This is a genomic window from Streptomyces armeniacus (assembly GCF_003355155.1).
In the GTDB taxonomy this organism is placed as follows: Bacteria; Actinomycetota; Actinomycetes; order Streptomycetales; family Streptomycetaceae; genus Streptomyces; species Streptomyces armeniacus.
This window is the reverse complement of sequence record NZ_CP031320.1, coordinates 5,095,449-5,111,612: the sequence shown is the minus strand read 5'-3', so window position 1 is coordinate 5,111,612 and position 16,164 is coordinate 5,095,449. Positions and strand designations below refer to the sequence as shown.

Annotated in this window: 15 protein-coding genes; 9 read left to right on the top strand and 6 right to left on the bottom strand. The window is 73.3% G+C overall.

Going from position 1 to position 16,164, the window contains the following annotated elements; genetic code table 11:
* Positions 1-58: 58 nt before the first annotated feature.
* Positions 59-988, bottom strand: coding sequence for an EamA family transporter (locus DVA86_RS22290; protein WP_342776371.1), 930 nt, complete (start codon positions 986-988; stop codon positions 59-61).
* Between the two features lie 68 nt (positions 989-1,056).
* Here DVA86_RS22290 and DVA86_RS22285 point away from each other — a divergent pair, with 68 nt between their 5' ends.
* From DVA86_RS22285 to DVA86_RS22275, 3 genes are all read left to right on the top strand, one after another.
* Positions 1,057-1,950 (top strand): LysR family transcriptional regulator, encoded by an 894-nt coding sequence (locus tag DVA86_RS22285; RefSeq protein ID WP_222623350.1) that lies wholly within the window; start codon positions 1,057-1,059, stop codon positions 1,948-1,950.
* Positions 1,951-2,041: 91 nt separating this feature from the next.
* Positions 2,042-2,824 (top strand): GntR family transcriptional regulator, encoded by a 783-nt coding sequence (locus DVA86_RS22280; RefSeq protein ID WP_208880852.1) that lies wholly within the window; start codon positions 2,042-2,044, stop codon positions 2,822-2,824.
* Positions 2,821-4,104 carry an MFS transporter gene (locus tag DVA86_RS22275; protein WP_208880850.1) on the top strand — a complete coding sequence of 428 codons (1,284 nt, stop codon included), beginning with the start codon at positions 2,821-2,823 and terminating at the stop codon, positions 4,102-4,104. The genes DVA86_RS22280 and DVA86_RS22275 overlap by 4 nt, the downstream gene beginning before the upstream one ends.
* A gap of 330 nt (positions 4,105-4,434) precedes the next feature.
* Here the strand turns inward: DVA86_RS22275 and DVA86_RS22270 are convergent, their stop codons facing one another.
* From DVA86_RS22270 to DVA86_RS22260, 3 genes are all read right to left on the bottom strand, one after another.
* A complete protein-coding gene (locus DVA86_RS22270; protein WP_208880848.1) occupies positions 4,435-4,641 on the bottom strand; it encodes a hypothetical protein in 207 nt (68 codons plus the stop codon).
* A 107-nt stretch (positions 4,642-4,748) separates the two neighbouring features.
* Entirely contained in the window at positions 4,749-6,389 is a 1,641-nt protein-coding gene (locus tag DVA86_RS22265) for an AMP-binding protein (RefSeq protein ID WP_208880846.1), read from the bottom strand.
* Positions 6,358-7,284, bottom strand: coding sequence for a carbon-nitrogen hydrolase family protein (locus DVA86_RS22260; RefSeq protein ID WP_208880844.1), 927 nt, complete (start codon positions 7,282-7,284; stop codon positions 6,358-6,360). Before DVA86_RS22260 ends, DVA86_RS22265 begins: the two co-directional genes overlap by 32 nt.
* A gap of 242 nt (positions 7,285-7,526) precedes the next feature.
* Here DVA86_RS22260 and DVA86_RS22255 point away from each other — a divergent pair, with 242 nt between their 5' ends.
* Together DVA86_RS22255 and DVA86_RS22250 are read left to right on the top strand one after the other, a co-directional pair.
* Complete coding sequence (locus DVA86_RS22255) at positions 7,527-8,279, top strand: FadR/GntR family transcriptional regulator (RefSeq protein WP_208880842.1); 753 nt, start codon at positions 7,527-7,529, stop codon at positions 8,277-8,279.
* A gap of 168 nt (positions 8,280-8,447) precedes the next feature.
* On the top strand, positions 8,448-8,996 hold the full coding sequence (locus tag DVA86_RS22250) for a hypothetical protein (protein WP_208880841.1): 549 nt from the start codon (positions 8,448-8,450) through the stop codon (positions 8,994-8,996).
* A 110-nt stretch (positions 8,997-9,106) separates the two neighbouring features.
* Here DVA86_RS22250 and DVA86_RS22245 read toward each other — a convergent pair whose 3' ends face one another.
* On the bottom strand, positions 9,107-10,411 hold the full coding sequence (locus tag DVA86_RS22245; RefSeq protein WP_245996965.1) for an enolase C-terminal domain-like protein: 1,305 nt from the start codon (positions 10,409-10,411) through the stop codon (positions 9,107-9,109).
* Positions 10,412-10,545: 134 nt separating this feature from the next.
* Positions 10,546-11,277, bottom strand: a complete 732-nt coding sequence (locus DVA86_RS22240; protein ID WP_208880839.1) for a GntR family transcriptional regulator — start codon at positions 11,275-11,277, stop codon at positions 10,546-10,548.
* A gap of 205 nt (positions 11,278-11,482) precedes the next feature.
* Here DVA86_RS22240 and DVA86_RS22235 point away from each other — a divergent pair, with 205 nt between their 5' ends.
* From DVA86_RS22235 to DVA86_RS22220, 4 genes are all read left to right on the top strand, one after another.
* Positions 11,483-12,946: an Nramp family divalent metal transporter gene (locus DVA86_RS22235; RefSeq protein WP_208880837.1), complete on the top strand. Its 1,464-nt coding sequence runs from the start codon at positions 11,483-11,485 to the stop codon at positions 12,944-12,946.
* 56 nt (positions 12,947-13,002) lie between these two features.
* The gene (locus tag DVA86_RS22230) at positions 13,003-13,440 is read left to right on the top strand and encodes a hypothetical protein (RefSeq protein ID WP_222623349.1); all 438 of its coding nucleotides are present in this window, start codon (positions 13,003-13,005) and stop codon (positions 13,438-13,440) included.
* 72 nt (positions 13,441-13,512) lie between these two features.
* Positions 13,513-14,460 (top strand): fumarylacetoacetate hydrolase family protein, encoded by a 948-nt coding sequence (locus tag DVA86_RS22225; protein ID WP_208880832.1) that lies wholly within the window; start codon positions 13,513-13,515, stop codon positions 14,458-14,460.
* Positions 14,457-16,163 (top strand): IlvD/Edd family dehydratase, encoded by a 1,707-nt coding sequence (locus DVA86_RS22220; protein WP_208880830.1) that lies wholly within the window; start codon positions 14,457-14,459, stop codon positions 16,161-16,163. The genes DVA86_RS22225 and DVA86_RS22220 overlap by 4 nt, the downstream gene beginning before the upstream one ends.
* Position 16,164 lies beyond the last annotated feature (1 nt).

Below are 16,164 nucleotides of genomic sequence, written 5' to 3'. Positions count from 1 at the left end.
GCCGGTGCGGCCCGCGCGGCTGCTCCTGCCCTGCCCCGCACGTGCCGCGGGTATGCGCTCAACCGCCGCTGCCCGCCCGGGACTTGGGGATGCCGCGGGCGCCGTCGCCGGCGGTGCCCACGGCGACGGCGTTGGCGGTGACGATCACCGCGACGGCCAGCCACGACGCCGCGTCGAGATACTGCCCGAGCACGGCCATGCCGATCAGCGCCGCGAACACCGGATTGACGCTCATGAAGATCCCGAAGAAGCGGGCGGGTATCCGGCGCAGGGCCAGCAGGTCGGAGAGGAACGGCACCGCGGACGACAGCACGCCGGCCGTCAGCGCGCACAGCAGGACGACGGGCGTGGGCCGGTGCAGCCACAGCACGGCGACGCCGGCCGGCACGTACAGCAGCCCGGAGACGGCCGCGGCCGCCGCCGAACCCTGGAGGCCGGGCAGGCGCGCGCCCACCGTGCGGTTGAGCAGGATGTAGCAGCCCCAGCAGACGGCGGCGAGCAGCGCCAGGCCGATGCCGAGGTAGTCGGTGCTGGGCCGGGGCCGGGCGAGGAGCGCCACGGCGCCCGCCGCGGCGAGCGCGCAGGCCAGGTCCGTACGGCGGCGGGAGCCGGCCAGCGCCACGGCGAGCGGGCCGAGGAACTCCAGGGTGACCGCGAGCCCGAGCCCGATCCGGTCGATGGCCGCGTACAGCGCCAGGTTCATCGTCGCGAACACCACGGCCAGGCCCAGCACCGGGCGCCACTGCGCGGCGGTGAACGTACGCGGCTTCGGCCGGCCCGCGCCGAGCAGCACGACCGCGGCCACCCACTGCCGTACGGCCACCACGCCCAGTGGTCCCAGGACGGGGAACGCGAGCGCGGCGACCGACGCCCCGACCTGGTTGGACAATCCGCTGCCCAGCATCAGCGCCATCCCGGACCAGCGGGGTGACGCCGCCCGCGAGGGGGCGGCGGGCGGTGCCTCGGTGCGCGCTTCCACAGCTGCCATGGCACGACGATCCATCGTGCCCGTACATGCGCAAAATGCATCCGGAGTGCCGTCTATACGCTGTACGCATGGACGGACGTACGGAGCTGGAGCTGCGGCACCTGCGCTGCCTGGTCGCGATCGTCGACACCGGCAGCTTCACCGACGCGGGCATCGAGCTGGGCCTGTCCCAGGCCGCCGTCTCCCGCCAACTGCGCGCGCTGGAACGGATCCTCGGCGTACGGCTGCTGCACCGCACCAGCCGTACGGTCACGCCGACCACCGCCGGCGTACAGGTACTCGCCCGCGCCCGCCTGCTGCTCGCCGAGGCCGACGAACTGGTCCGGCAGGCCACCACCGGCCACACCCGCCTGCACATCGGGCACGCCTGGTCCGCGATGGGCCGGCACACCGCCGAGTTCCAGCGCCGCTGGCACGACCGCTACCCGGACGTCGAACTCCAGCTGATCCGCCACAACACCCCCACCGCCGGCCTCGCCGAGGGGCTGTGCGACCTCGCTGTGCTCCGCAGCGCCGTCGACACCCGCCGCTACGCCAACGCCCTCGTCGGCCACGAACGCCGCTTCCTCGCCCTCGCCTCCGACGACCCCTGGGCCAGGCGCCGCGGCGTCCGGCTGGCGGAGATCCGCGAACGCACCCTCGTGGTGGACCGCCGTACGGGCACCACCACCCTCGACCTGTGGCCGGAAGGCGCGCGGCCCGCCGTGGAGTACACCCACGACATCGACGACTGGCTCGCCGCCATCGCCACCGGCCGCTGCGTCGGCGTCACCCCGCAGGCCACCACCACGCAGTACCGCCGCGACGGGATCGCCTACCGGCCCGTACGCGACGCCGCCCCCGTCCCCGTGCACCTCATCTGGCGCCGGCACGACCCGCACCCCGCCACCCACGCCGCGGTGGCGCTGCTCGCGGACCTGTACCGGGAGGACGACGGCCCTCGGCGGCAGCAGAGGTTATAACCTGATGGTGGCTGTGCGCTGGGCCGGGCCTGGAAGGGCATCGCACGGCCGCGCGAGGTTATAACGAGTTCCGCCGGTGGGGGAGGGGCACATGTCGCGGTCAGAGCCGTACGAGACCAAGAGCGACGCCGCGTACCGGCAGGTCCGTGACCGCATCCTCGCCGGGGAGCTGGAGCCGGGCGCGGTCATCCGGCAACGGGAACTCGCCCTCCGTATCGGCATCAGCACCACACCGCTGCGCGAGGCCCTGCGCCGCCTCAAGAGCGAGGGACTGGTCGAGCTGGACGCCCACCGGGACGCCCGGGTGTCCCCGCTGCGCGCCGAGGAGGCCCGCGACCTGCTGGAGGTACGCCGCTCCCTCGACCCGCTGGCCGCCGCGCTGGCCGCCGACCGGCGTACGCACGAGGACATCCGCGCGCTCCGCGCCGCGGCGGAGGAGCTCGTTCCGCTGCCGACGCGGGCGGGCGCCGAACAGCTCGCGGCGCACCGCCGCTTCCACTCCGCGCTCTACCGCGCGTCACACAACGACCTGCTGACCGAGACGCTGGACGGGCTGTGGGACAAGGCCGACCGCTACCGGCGGCTGGCCCTCCGGACCGACCGGGGTCAGGCCGCCCGCGACCAGAAGGCCAGGGAGCACGAGGCGCTCGTCGAGTGCGTCGTGCGCGGGGACAGCGCCCGCGCGGCGGACATCATGCGCCGGCACATCGACACCAGCCTCGGGGCGACGGCGGTGCGCCAGCTGGGCGAGCCGGCCACGGGCGGGGGCGGGAGCGCGGCAGTTGAGCAGGCCGGGACGGGTGCCGGGGCCGGGGCCGGGACCACCGGGGCCGGGGCCGGGGCAGGCGCCCGGACCACCGGCCCCCGGGCGTGACACCGAAAGCCGGGCCCGCGCGGTCCGCGCGGCCCGGGCGATGGCCCTGGGCGGTACTCCTCGGCCACGCGCTGCTCGTCCAGCTCCTCACCTTCGTCCTGCGGCCCACCACCACCTACCGCGCCATCGAACTCGACTTGCCCAGAGCCCTGCTCGGCGCCCTTTCCGCCTGCTTCGCCGTCGCGCCGCTGGTCCTGGCGATACCCAGCGGCGCCGTCACCGACCGGATCGGGGAGCGGGCGATGGCCCTGCTCGGCTCCGTATTCGTGCTTGCCTCAGCGCTGGTCCTCGCGCTCTGCGGCCACTCGCCGGCCGCGCTCGTCGGCGGCAGCGTCCTCCTCGGCGTCGGGCACCTGTGCAGCGTCATCGGGCAGCAGACCTGGGTCGCCAACCGTGCGCACGGCGCCGACTCCGACACCGCCTTCGGCCGCTACACCTTCGCCGCGTCCCTCGGCCAGGCCGTCGGGCCCGTGCTCATGCTCCTGTTCGGCGGCCGGCACGCGATCCCCGACACCCAGGCCATCTTCACGCTCGCCTGCTCGGGCGCCCTCGCCCTGGTCGCGGTGTCGGCGCTCATCACCCCGACGTCCCGCGACCCCTCGGACGGGGCGCACAGGCAGCGCGGCGGCACCGTCCGACTGCTGCGCCTGCCGGGACTGCCCCGCGCCCTCCTGACGAGCTGCGTCGTGCTCGCCGCCGTGGACATCACGCTGGTCTACCTGCCCGCGCTGGGCTCCGAACGCGGCATCGCGGCCGGCACGGTGGGCGCGCTCCTCACCGTCAGGGGCCTCGCCTCGATGGCGTCACGGCTGTTCCTGGGCCGCCTCGTCGCGCGGCTGGGCCGCCGGCGGCTCCTCGTCCTGTGCACGATGCTGTCGGCCGCCTCCATGGCCGCCGCCGCGCTGCCGTTCGGCACGGCCGCGCTGGCGGTCTTCGTCGCGCTGGCCGGCTTCGGCCTCGGGGTCGGCCAGCCGCTCACCATGTCCTGGCTCGCGGACGCCGCCCCGCGCGGCGCCCGCGGACGCGCCATGTCGCTCCGCCTGGTCGGAAACAGGGCCGGGCAGGTGGTCATCCCCAGCGCCGCCGGCGCGCTGGCCGCGGACGTCGGCGCGGGAGGCGTCCTCGTCGCAACGGCCGCCGGGCTGGCGGGAGTCGGCTACGCGGCCCGCACTCTGCCGGTGGACCGCCCCGCTTCCGCAGCGGTACCAGCGCCGCCGACAGGGCGCCGAGGAGCAGCACCCCGGCGCAGACGCCCATGCCGCGCCCGTAGATGCCGCTGAAGTCGCCGTCCGGTACGTACCCGCTGCCGGCGCCCGCCGCCGTCGGCACCACGGCGATGGCGATCATCGCGGAGATGCGCGCCACCACGTGGTTGATGCCGAACGCGGTGCTGCCGTGCGCCGTGCTGCCGTGCGTGTCGGGGAACGGGTCCAGCGTCACCCGGTTCAGGGGTGCGACGGCGACGCCGAAGCCCACGCCGAAGACGGTGACTCCCGCCAGTACGTGCCAGACCGTCACCGTCGCGCCCGCGCCCAGGCCGAGCACCGCCATGCCGCAGCCGCACAGCAGCGTGCCCACCGCGAGCATCGGCCGCGGCGGCGCGACGTCGGTCAGCCGCCCATCAGCGGGGACAGCAACAGCAGCAGCACCTCCACCGGCAGCAGCACCAACGCCGTGACCCCGGCCGAACGGTGGCCCGTGTGCTGGAGGTAGAGCGGCGTCATGAAGAACATGAGGTGGAACCCGGCGTAGATGCAGACCGTCAGTCCGTTCGCGTACCAGAGCCCCCTGGCACGGAAGAACGACGGCGGGATCACCGGCTGCGCCGCCCGCCGTTCGATGCCAAGCCCGGCGCCCGGCGCCCGCCAACTCGGCGCCCGTGCCCGGCGACCCGGCACCCGGCACAGGCGCGCACCGGCGTGCGCTACTCCGCGTCGCCCTCCCGCAGCCCGAGCAGGCCGATGGCGGCCGTACGCATCTCGACCTTGCGCACCTTGCCCGTCACGGTCATGGGGAACTCGTCGGTGAGGTGTACGTAGCGGGGGATCTTGTAGTGCGCCAGCCTGCCCGTGCAGAACTCCCGCAGCGAGTCGGCCGTGAGCGGGGCCGCCCCCTCGCGCAGACGGATCCAGGCCATCACCTCCTCGCCCATCCGCTCGTCCGGCACCCCGATGACCTGGACGTCGAGGATGTCCGGGTGGGTGTACAGGAACTCCTCGATCTCCCGCGGGGAGATGTTCTCGCCGCCGCGGATGACGAGGTCCTTGATGCGGCCCGTGATGCCGACGTAGCCGTTGTCGTCCATGACCGCGAGGTCGCCGGTGTGCATCCAGCCGTCGGAGTCGATCGCCTCGGCGGTCTTCTCGGGCTGCTCCCAGTAGCCGAGCATCACCGAGTAGCCGCGGGTGCACAGTTCGCCGGGGGTGCCGCGGGGCACCGTACGGCCGCCGTCCGGATCGACGACCTTCAGCTCCAGATGCGGGTGCACCCGGCCGACGGTGGCGACGCGGAGCTCGAGCGGGTCGTCGGCCCGGGTCTGGGCGGACACCGGGGAGGTCTCCGTCATGCCGTAGCAGATGGTGACCTCGCCCATTCCCATACGGTCGATGACCTGCTTCATCACCTCGATCGGGCAGGACGAGCCGGCGAGGATGCCCGTACGGAGGGTGGACAGGTCGTAGCTGTCGAGGTCCTCGTCGGCCAGCTCCGCGATGAACATCGTGGGCACCCCGTACAGGGACGTGCAGCGCTCCGCCTCCACCGCCTCCAGCGTCGCCTTCGGTTCGAAGGACGGCGCCGGGATGACCATGCAGGCGCCGTGGCTGGTCGCCGCGAGATTGCCCATGACCATGCCGAAGCAGTGGTAGAAGGGCACCGGGATGCAGATGCGGTCGGCCTCGGTGTAGCCGCACAACTCGCCCACGAAGTAACCGTTGTTGAGGATGTTGCGGTGCGAGAGCGTGGCGCCCTTGGGGGAGCCGGTCGTGCCCGAGGTGTACTGGATGTTCACCGGCTCGTCCGCGCGCAGCGTGCGCGCGACGCGCTCCAGCGGCGCCGGGTCGGCGTCACGGCCGCTGCGCAGCAGCGCCTCCCAGTCGGGGCTGCCGAACAGCGCCACGTGCTCCAGCCCGGGGCAGCGGGGCCGCGTCTCGGCGATCATCCGCGCGTAGTCGGAGGTCTTGTGCGTCGGGGCGGCGACGAGCATGCGGACGCCGGCCTGGTTCAGTACGTACTCCAGCTCGTGTGTGCGGTACGCCGGGTTGACCGTCACCAGGATCGCGCCGATCCGGGCGGTGGCGTACTGCGTGAGGACCCACTCCGACCGGTTGGGCGACCACACGCCCACCCGGTCGCCCTTGCCGATCCCCAGCTCCAGCAGGCCCAGCGCGAGAGCGTCGACGTCGGCGGCCAGCTCGCGGTAGGTCCAGTGGCGGCCCGCCGTACGGTCCACCAGCGCGTCGCGGTCCGGGAAGCGGCGTACGGTCGCGGCGAGGTTCTCCCCGATGGTGTCGGTCAGGAGCGCTGTCCGGGTCTCACCCGCCGCGTAGCTCTCTTCGGCAACCATGCTGCGTACGCCTCCCCATCGAGACCTGCACCTGTCGATGGACGTCAGGGTCGCCGAAGCGGGGGGTGGCCGCTACTGCCGTTCGGGGGTAGCGGGCGCGGACCGTATCGGGTAGCGGAGGGGGGGGGCCGTAGAGGTCCGGCCTGCGGTCGGCCAGGTACGGGTTGGCCTGGCGGGCCTCGCGTACGGCGCGGGGATCGACCGTCGCGGAGATCAGGTGGGTGCCGTGCCCGGCGGCGGCCAGTACGGCCGCGGACGGGCTGACGATGGAGCTGCGGCCGACGTAGCGGAGGGAGCCCTCGTCGCCGTCGTGGTTGATGTAGGCGACGTAGACCTGGTTCTCCCAGGCGCGCACCCGCAGCAGGTGCTCGGCGACGAACTCGTACGGCTCCATCTGCGCCGTCGGCACCGCCACGAGGTCCGCCCCGGCGAGCGCGGCGGCGCGTACGGTCTCCGGGAACTCGGCGTCGTAGCAGATCAGCATGGCGATACGGAGGCCGCCGTAGGCGACGGGGGCGCTGAGCCGGTCGCCGGCGGTGAAGTACGTGCGGTCGAGCTCGCCGAACAGGTGGGTCTTGCGGTGGCGGCCCAGGACGGTGCCGGTGTCGTCGAGGAAGAAGGCGCTGTTGTAGCAGGCGCCGGCGTCGTCCTCCGGGGCGCCGAGCACGACCGCGACGCCGTGGTCGCGGGCGATCTGCCGGGCGGGGGAGAGCAGATCGCGGCGGGCGAGGTCGCGTACGGCGTCGCCGATGTCGTAGCCGGTGAGGAACAGCTCGGTGGTGATCAGCAGTTCGGCGCCCTCGGCGCGGGCGCGGCGGCATGCCGCGTCCAGCTCGTGGAGGTTGGCGTCGACGTCGCCGGGGGTTCCGGCGGTCTGCAGTCCAGCGATCTTCATCCGGGCGCCTTCGGGGGATCGGGGGGCTTCGAGGGGAGGGCTTCGCGCGGGCGGGCTTCGGGCGTGATGCTCGCAATAAAAACATGCTCACTTTGAGCAGGTAAAGCCCCCGAGGGTTGCGAACACGTAAATACGCGCTGGTGAACGCTGTGTGAGCGGGCGTGCACCCGCCGGCGTACGCGCACGGGCGGGGTCAGCCGGACCCCGCGACCCGCCCGTGGCCCGGTGCGTACCCTGGGCGAATGGCGACCCAGGACGACATCGGCACCCCGAACCCCCTGGCGAGCAGTGCCCTCGCGGCGATCCGCCGCACCAGCGCGGTCGACACGGTCCGGGCCCGGATCTCGCTCGCGGTCGACCTCGGCCTGCTGGCCCCCGGAGAACGGCTGCCGAACGTACGGGTCACGGCCGCCGCGATGGACGTCGGCGAGATCACCGTGCGGCGCGCGCTGAGCGCGCTGGAGCGCGAGGGCGTCGTCACGCGCCGGCCGGGGCGCGCCGGGGGCACGTTCGTCGCCGCGCGGCCCAGCCACCACACCGTGGAGCAGGTCGCCGCGTACGAGAAGGACAGCGAGCGGGTGCACCGGCTGATCGACGAACGCGCCGTGCTGGAGACCGGCTTCGCCCATCTGGCCGCGGCCCGGCTCGACGCGGCGGGGCTGGCCGGACTCGACCGCTGCATCGCCGACATGGACGCGGCCGAGAGCTGGGCCGAGTTCCGCGCCGCCGACGAGCGCTTCCACCTCGGCGTCGCGGAGGGCGCCGGGCTGCCGCCCGCGCTGGAGCTGTACCGGCGGGTGACGAAGGAGCTCTACCTCTACTTCCTGCCGTACCCGATGAGTTACCTCCGCGAGAGTAACGAGGAGCACCGGCGGATCAGGGCGGCCCTGGGCGCGGGCGACGCGGCGGAGGCGGCGCGGCTGACGCAGGAGCACGTCGCGGAGCTCCACCGGACGATGTACGTCGGCCTCACCGGCCGCACGGGTCCCGCGTAAGCAGACGGCCGCGGCCTGAAGTGACCGCTCGCGGCCCGTTGTCGCAGGGCACGCGGTGCCTTTGGCGTGCACACGCATAGGCGTGGGGCGCGTTCGGCTGTACCTTCCTGGCGAACGGCCGTACTGGCCCGTGCACTTGGGCCGCCCCCCCACATGAGGAGAATTGTCATGCCCAAGCTAATACGAAGACTGGCTGCCGCCGCGCTCGCGGCCGCCGTGGTCTTCACCTTCCCGGTGGTCGCCAGCGCCGCCGAGGACGGCGGCGGCGCGCCTTCCGCCGTCACCCAGGCCGCGCACACCTCCGCCGACCCGACGCCGCCCGGCGGCTACCAGACCGGGCACTTCCCCGAGACCGACGCGCCCGCCGCGCCGCGCACCGACGCCGAGGTGGCGGCCTGGTCGTACCACATCACGGCCTCCTGCAGCGGCTACGAGGGCGCCATACGCCAGGGCGCGAACTTCTGGGGCGAGGCCAACGAGACGCCGTCCAGCGGCACTCCCGTGGAGTGCACCGGCGGCTACGTGCCCGGCTGCGGCATCAGCAACGCCGTCGGGTGCAACTGGGGCATGGGAGACCGGATCATGCTCTCGACGATGGTGAGCGACTTCGCGCTGCTCTCCGCCCATGAATTCGGGCACAACTGGTACGGGCACTCCCCGGCGGGATGCGCCAACTGGGCCAGCGCGTACGAGGTGATGCGGCCCACGATGTGCTGACCGGCAGGCCGCCCGGTCCGTCGGTTGACTGAACGAGCGAGGGCAGGAAGCGGGCCGGGCGCGCGTACGCGTCCGGCCCGCGCCAGGTTCACCTCACGCGCCCGTTCACCTCACGCGCCGCCGTCCGCGGACCAGCCCGGCCCGTCGGGGTAGCGGAAGCGGCGGCGTGACTCCTCCAGGATCTCCGCACCGCTGCCCGGCGCCGCCGGCGGCAGATACCGTCCGGCGCGCATCCGCACCGGTACGGCGAAGTGCTCGTGCAGATGGTCGACGTACTCGATGCTGCGCTCCGCCATCGAGCCCGACACCGCCACGTAGTCGAACATCGCGAGGTGCTGCACCAGTTCGCACAGGCCGACGCCGCCCGCGTGCGGGTAGACGGGCACGCCGAACTTCGCCGCCAGCAGCAGCACGGCGACGTTCTCGCTCACCCCGGCGACGCGGGTGGCGTCCAGTTGCAGGACGTCGATGGCCTCCGCCTGGAGCAGCTGCTTGAAGATCACCCTGTTCTGCACGTGTTCGCCGGTCGCGACCCGCATCGGCGCCGCGGCGCGGCGGATCGCGGCGTGCCCGAGGACGTCGTCGGGCGAGGTGGGCTCCTCGATGAACCAGGGGTCGAACTCCTTGAGCCGCGCCAGCCATTCCACCGCCTCGGGGACGCTCCACCGCTGGTTGGCGTCCACCGCGATGCGGATGTCCGGGCCGACCGCCTCGCGGGCGACGGCGAGCCGCCGTATGTCGTCCTCCAGGTCCGCGCCGACCTTGAGCTTGATCAGGTCGAAGCCGTCGGCGACGGCCTCGCGCGCGAGCCGGGCGAGCTTCTCGTCGTCGTAGCCGAGCCAGCCGGGGGAGGTGGTGTACGCGGGGTACCCCTCCCGCTCCAGCCGCGCCGTACGCTCCGCGCGTCCCGGCTCGGCGGCACGCAGCAGTCCGAGCGCCTCGTCGGGGGTGAGCGCGTCGGTGAGGTAGCGCCAGTCCACGAGGTCGACGAGCTGCTCCGGCGTCATCCCGGACAGCAGCCGCCACACCGGCAGGCCCGCGCGCTTCGAGGCGAGGTCCCAGGCGGCGTTCACGACCGCGCCCACGGCCATGTGCATGATCCCCTTCTCGGGGCCCAGCCAGCGCAGTTGGGAGTCGGCGAGCAGCTCGCGCGAGAAGCCGCCGAGGTCGGCGCAGACGGCTTCGGTGTCACGGCCGACGACCAGCTCGGCGAGCAGGCCGATGGCGGCGCACTGCACGTCGTTGCCGCGGCCGATGGTGAACGCGAAGCCGTGCCCGTCGGGGCCGTCGTCGGTGCGGAGAACGGCGTACGCGGCGGAGTAGTCGGGGTCGGGGTTCATCGCGTCGGAACCGTCGAGTTCCCGGGAGGTGGGGAAGCGGACGTCCTCGACGGTGAGGGAGACGATGCGGCTCACGCGGCGTGCTCCTAACTGCGGTGCGCGCGGGGGCGCTTCGGATGCGGGCGGGGCGCCCGGTGCGGGCGCGGGGGCGCTTCGCTTACGGGCAGGCGCGTCGGGTGCGGACAGGGCGCGTCGGGTACGCGGCGGGGTCAGGGGCCCGGCCGTACGCCCGGGGCGTCGGACACCGGGCGCAGCCGCTCGTACAGGGCCTTCTCGAGGTGGTTCCGCATGGCGGCGTCCGCCGCCTCCGGGTCGCCGGATAGGACGGCGTCGGTGATCAGACGGTGCTCCTCCAGCGTCTTCTGGCCGACGCCCCGGTCGTAGTAGAGCCGGAAGATGTGCAGGTGGCAGTGTGTCCGCTCGAACGCGAGCCGGACCTGCTCGCTGCCCGCCAACTCGGCCACCAGCACGTGGAACCGGGTGTCGTGGGCGGCCAGCGCCTTGTACGCGTCGTAGTGGTCGTCGCGCGGGGCGTCCACCGACGTCATCTCCGTACGGAGCCGTTCCCGCCCCGCGTCGTCCGTCCGCTCGGCCGCGCGGGCGGCGGCCCAGGGCTCGATGAGCAGCCGGAAACGGTAGAGGTCCTCCAGCTCGTCGCGGTTCAGCAGGGCCGTGGTGCGGTAGCCGCGGTGCGGTTCCTTGACGACGAGTTCGGCGGATTCGAGCCGGGCCAGCGCCTCCCGTACGGGCGTGGGGGAGACGCCGAGCTGGCGGGCGAGGCCGTCGATGGAGACGCGTTCTCCGGGCGCGATGGAGTTGTCCATGATCAACTCCTTGATCGCCTCGTGCACGTCGTCCGCGAGCATCTGGCGGCGCGGCAGCGGCGTCACCGGTCTGCCGCCGGGCCGCGTGGTGCCGGTGCCGGTCGGTGCCCCGTTCATCGTCGTTCTCCCTGTCGTGCCGTGCCGTGCCGTCCCTGCCTGCGGCGGGCGGAATCGTACGTGCCGGTTCTCTTGACGGGCCGTTCCGGCTGCCTGAATATTCCTATCGCCTACCGGAAGTATCCTATAGCATCTTGGTGCCCGGTCAGTCGTCCAGGGCATCCGGATGCCGTCCCCCACGCCAGACCGACGGGCAGGTACGGAGATGGCCACACAGGAAACCGGGCGCACCGCGGGGACCCCGCTGCGGCTGCCGGACCCGCCGGCGGCGCTCCTGAAGCGGCGGGTCGGCGTCGCGACGGCACTCAAGTTCTTCGGCCCCGGCGCGATCATCGCCTCGCTCACCATCGGCAGCGGCGAGTCGATCCTCGCGTCCCGCGAGGGCGCCGTGTTCGGCTACACCGTGCTGTGGGCGGTGGTCGTCGGCGCGCTCGCCAAGGGCGCCCTGGTCTACGCGTCCAACCGGCACATCACGCTCACCGGCGAGCATCCGATGACCCGTCTCGCCAAGGTGCTGCCGGGGCCGCGCGGCTGGTTCCCGGTGCTGCTGGCGCTGATCTGCCTCGCCTCGTTCCCGGGCTGGGCGAGCGGCGTGACGGTGGCGCTCGGCGACTATCTGGAGTCGCTCGGCGCGGGCAACGCGACGGCGTACGCGGTCGGCGCCCTGCTCTTCGCCGCGCTCCTGTCCTGGGTCGGCGGCTACACCGTGCTGGAGAAGGTGCAGGTCGCCATCGCCGGGCTGATGGTGGTGCTCGTGCTGGTCGCGGTGTTCGCGGCGCAGCCCGACTGGCTCGGCGTGCTGGGCGGGCTGGTGCCCAGCGGCTTCGAGTACGAGCCGTTCGTGGCCGACAAGTACCCGGACATCGCGGAGACCTCGGTCTGGGTCGAACTCGCCGTGTTCATGGGCGGCCTGGGCGGCGGAATGTACGACTACATCGGCTACACCGGCATGCTCCGCGAGAAGAAGTGGGGGATGCTCGGGCACCGCGAGGCCGACGCGATCGGCCGCGAGCTGGCCACGCTGGGCAGGAAGGACCGCATCCCGCTGTCCGCCGAGCCCGGGGACGTGGCGAACGCGCGGGCCTGGAGCCGCGCGCCGTTGTTCGACATGCTGGCGGCGTTCCTCGCGCTGGGCGTGATCGCCGCCGCGTTCATGATCAACGGCGCGGCGATACTCGGCGACCGCGAGCAGGTCCCCGAGGGCAACGACGTCCTGACGCACCAGTCGCAGTTCCTCTCCGCCGTGGCCCCCGTCTTCGAGTCCTTCTACGTCGTCGCGATCGTGATGGTGCTGTTCGGCACCGCGTACGCGGTGTGGGAGGCGTACTCCTGGACGATGTACGAGAGCCTGTCGGCCGTCTCCGAGAAGGTGCGGGCGCGCGGCCAGCGCGGCATACGCCCGTACGTCTACGCGTGGACCGGCATCGGCAGCCTGCTGATGATCGCGTCCGGGGCGAGCTTCGTGTCGCTGATCACCCCGGCGTCCATCCTCGGCGGCGTGTTCGCCTGCGGCATCTACGGCGCCGGGCTGCTCTGGGTCGACCGGGTCAACCTCCCCGCGCCGTACCGCATGAGCGCCCCGCTGCGCGCCATGGTGGCCGTCGGCTCGGCGTTCCTCACGGTGTGCGGCGTCGTGGCGATGCTCGCGTACGCGGAGGTCATCGGGTGAGGGCGGGAGAGATGGGGCCGGGAGGGGCGAGGGCTGGAGCGGTGGGGCCGGGAACGGTGCGAGTGGGAGCGGTGCCGGTGCGGTGGCGCTATCTGGCGGTCGGGCTCGGCTTCCTGGGGCTCGCGGGTGTGCGCGCCGCGCAGGGCGCGCCGGTGTGGGCGGCGGTGTTCTGCGCGGCGGCGGTCGCCAACGGGTGGCTGGCGGTGCACGAGGCGCGCGAGGCGGGCCGTACGGCGGCCGAACCGCCCGCCGTGGCGCGGCTGGAGGCGCTGGACGCGGCCGAACTCGACCGCGCGCTGGCCGCCTGCCGCACCTCGGCGCGCCAGTGGCACGTGCTCGCCGCCGTCGGCGTCCTGGTCGGCGCCGTGCTGCTGGCGGTGCAGCCCGCCACGGCGGTCCTCGCGGGCGCCGCCGCGCTGTTCGCGCTGCACCGCGCCCGCCGCGCCGCCCACGCCGCCGCCACGCTCCGGCGGGCGCGCGCGGTACGCCCGTAAAGCCGACGCCGTACGCACCGCACTTCACCGCGCGGTACGGCACCGCACCGCACGAGGAGAGAAGGAGAACCGATGGAGATCGTCCGGTACGTACAGGACGGCACCACGCAGGTCGGCGTACGCAGCGACGGTTCGGTGGCGGCTCTGCCCTGGGCCGCCACCGTCGCGGACCTGCTCGCCCGGCCGCTCGACGACCTGCGCCGCCGCCTCACCGACCGCGCGCCCGCCGTCGACGCCGCGCGGGTCACCTTCCTGCCGCCGGTCGACGGACACACCGAGGTGTGGGCGGCGGGCGTGACCTACGAGCGGTCCCGCGAGGGCCGGGTCGAGGAGAGCAGCGAGGCAAGCGTCTACGAGAAGGTGTACGACGCGGCGCGCCCCGAACTCTTCCTGAAGGCCGTCGCCTGGCGCGTGGTCACCGAGGGCGAGCCCATCGCCGTACGCGCCGACTCGGCCGTGGACGTGCCCGAACCGGAACTCGCGGTCGTGGCCAACCGGTTCGGCGAGATCGTCGGCTACACCGTGTGCAACGACGTGAGTTCGCGCGACATCGAGGGCGAGAACCCGCTCTACATACCGCAGGCGAAGATCTACAGCGGCAGCTGCGCGCTGGCCACCGGGATCGTCCCCGTGTGGGAGGTGCCGGACCCGTACGGGCTCGCGGTCACCGTACGGGTCGTACGCGGCGGCTCCGTCGTCTGGTCCGGCGAGACCGGCACCGGGCGGCTGCACAGGCGGCTCGACGACCTGGTGGCCGCGCTCTACCAGCCCACCGACTTCCCCGACGGCGCGGTGCTGGCCACCGGGACCGGCGTCGTGCCGGAGCTCGGCTTCAGCCTCGCGGAGGGCGACCGCGTGGACATCGCCGTGTCCGGCGTGGGGACGCTGTCCAACCCGGTGGTACGCGGCCGCGAGCCGATGGCCTGGCTGGTGGACGCGCGGGACGAGCACGACGCGCGGAAGCACGTACCGACCGCACCCCGTACAGACCGCACACCCAGCACGGAGGACACCGCATGAAGCTGCGCAGCCACGAGTGGTTCGGGGAGTCCGGCCGGAACGGATTCATCCACCGGTCCTGGATGAAGGCACAGGGCTTCTCCGAGGAGGTGTTCGACGGCAGGCCGGTGATCGGCATCTGCAACACCTGGTCCGAACTGACCCCCTGCAACGCGCACCTGCGCCGCCTCGCCGAATCGGTCAAGCGCGGGGTGTGGCAGGCGGGCGGGTTCCCCGTCGAGTTCCCGGTGATGTCGCTGGGCGAGACCATGCTGCGGCCCACCGCGATGCTGTTCCGGAACCTGCTGAGCATGGACGTGGAGGAGTCGCTGCGCGGCAATCCGGTGGACGCCGCCGTGCTGCTCACCGGCTGCGACAAGACGACGCCCGGCTCGCTGATGGGCGCCGCGAGCGTGGACCTGCCGACGCTGGTGGTCACCGGCGGGCCGATGCTGAACGGCAAGTTCCGCGGCTGCGACATCGGTTCGGGCACCGCCGTGTGGCAGTTCACGCAGGACGTCAACGCGGGCCGCATGTCCGAAGCGGAGTTCGCCGCCGCCGAGTCGGGCATGTCCCGCAGCAACGGTCACTGCATGACCATGGGCACCGCCTCCACCATGGCGTGCATGGCCGAGGCGCTCGGGCTCCAGCTGCCCGGCTCGGCCGCGATCCCCGCCGTCGACTCCCGCCGCTACGGGCTGGCGCAGCGCGCCGGGCAGCGGATCGTCGAGATGACGCACGAGGATCTGCGGATGAGCCGCGTCGTCAGCCGCGCCTCGTTCGCCAACGCCATCAGGGCGAACGCGGCGCTCGGCGGCTCCACCAACGCCGTCATCCACCTCCTCGCCATCGCCGCGCGGCTCGGAGTGCCGCTCGCCCTGGACGACTTCGACGCGTACACCGCCGACGTCCCCTGGCTCGTGGACCTCCAGCCGTCCGGCCACTATCTGATGGAGGACTTCTACTACGCGGGCGGCCTGCCCGCCGTCCTCCGCGAACTGCTGCCGCTCCTCGACGGCGACGCGCTCACCGTCACCGGCGCCACCCTGGAGGCGAACGTCGCCGACGCCGAGCGGTCCAGCGACGTCATCCGGCCGCTCGGCGAACCCCTCGGCGTCGGCGCGGGCACCGCTGTACTCCGCGGCAACCTCGCCCCCGACGGCGCCGTCATCAAGCAGTCCGCCGCCTCCCCGCACCTGCTGCGGCACCGGGGGCGGGCGCTCGTCTTCGACAGCATCGAGGCGTACGACGCCGCCGTGGACGACCCGGCGCTCGACGTGGACGCCGACACCGTGCTCGTCCTCCAGAACGCCGGACCGCGCGGCTACCCCGGCATGCCCGAGGTTGGCAACATGACGATCCCGCGCAAGCTCGCCGAGCAGGGCGTCGAGGACGTCGTACGGGTCTCCGACGCGCGGATGAGCGGCACCGCGTACGGCACCGTGGTGCTGCACGTGTGCCCGGAGTCGGCGGTCGGCGGGCCGCTCGCCCTCGTGCGTACGGGCGACACGGTCGAACTCGACGTGCCCGCGCGCCGGCTGCACCTGGACGTGCCCGAGGACGAGCTGGCGCGCCGCCGCGCCGAGTGGCAGCCGCCGGAGCGGCCGCACGACCGCGGCTGGGCGCGGCTGTACGGCGACCACGTACTCCAGGCGGACCAGGGCTGCGACCTGGACTTCCTGGTGGGGCAGAGCGGTTCGGCGGTCGGGAGGCAGTCGCATTGAG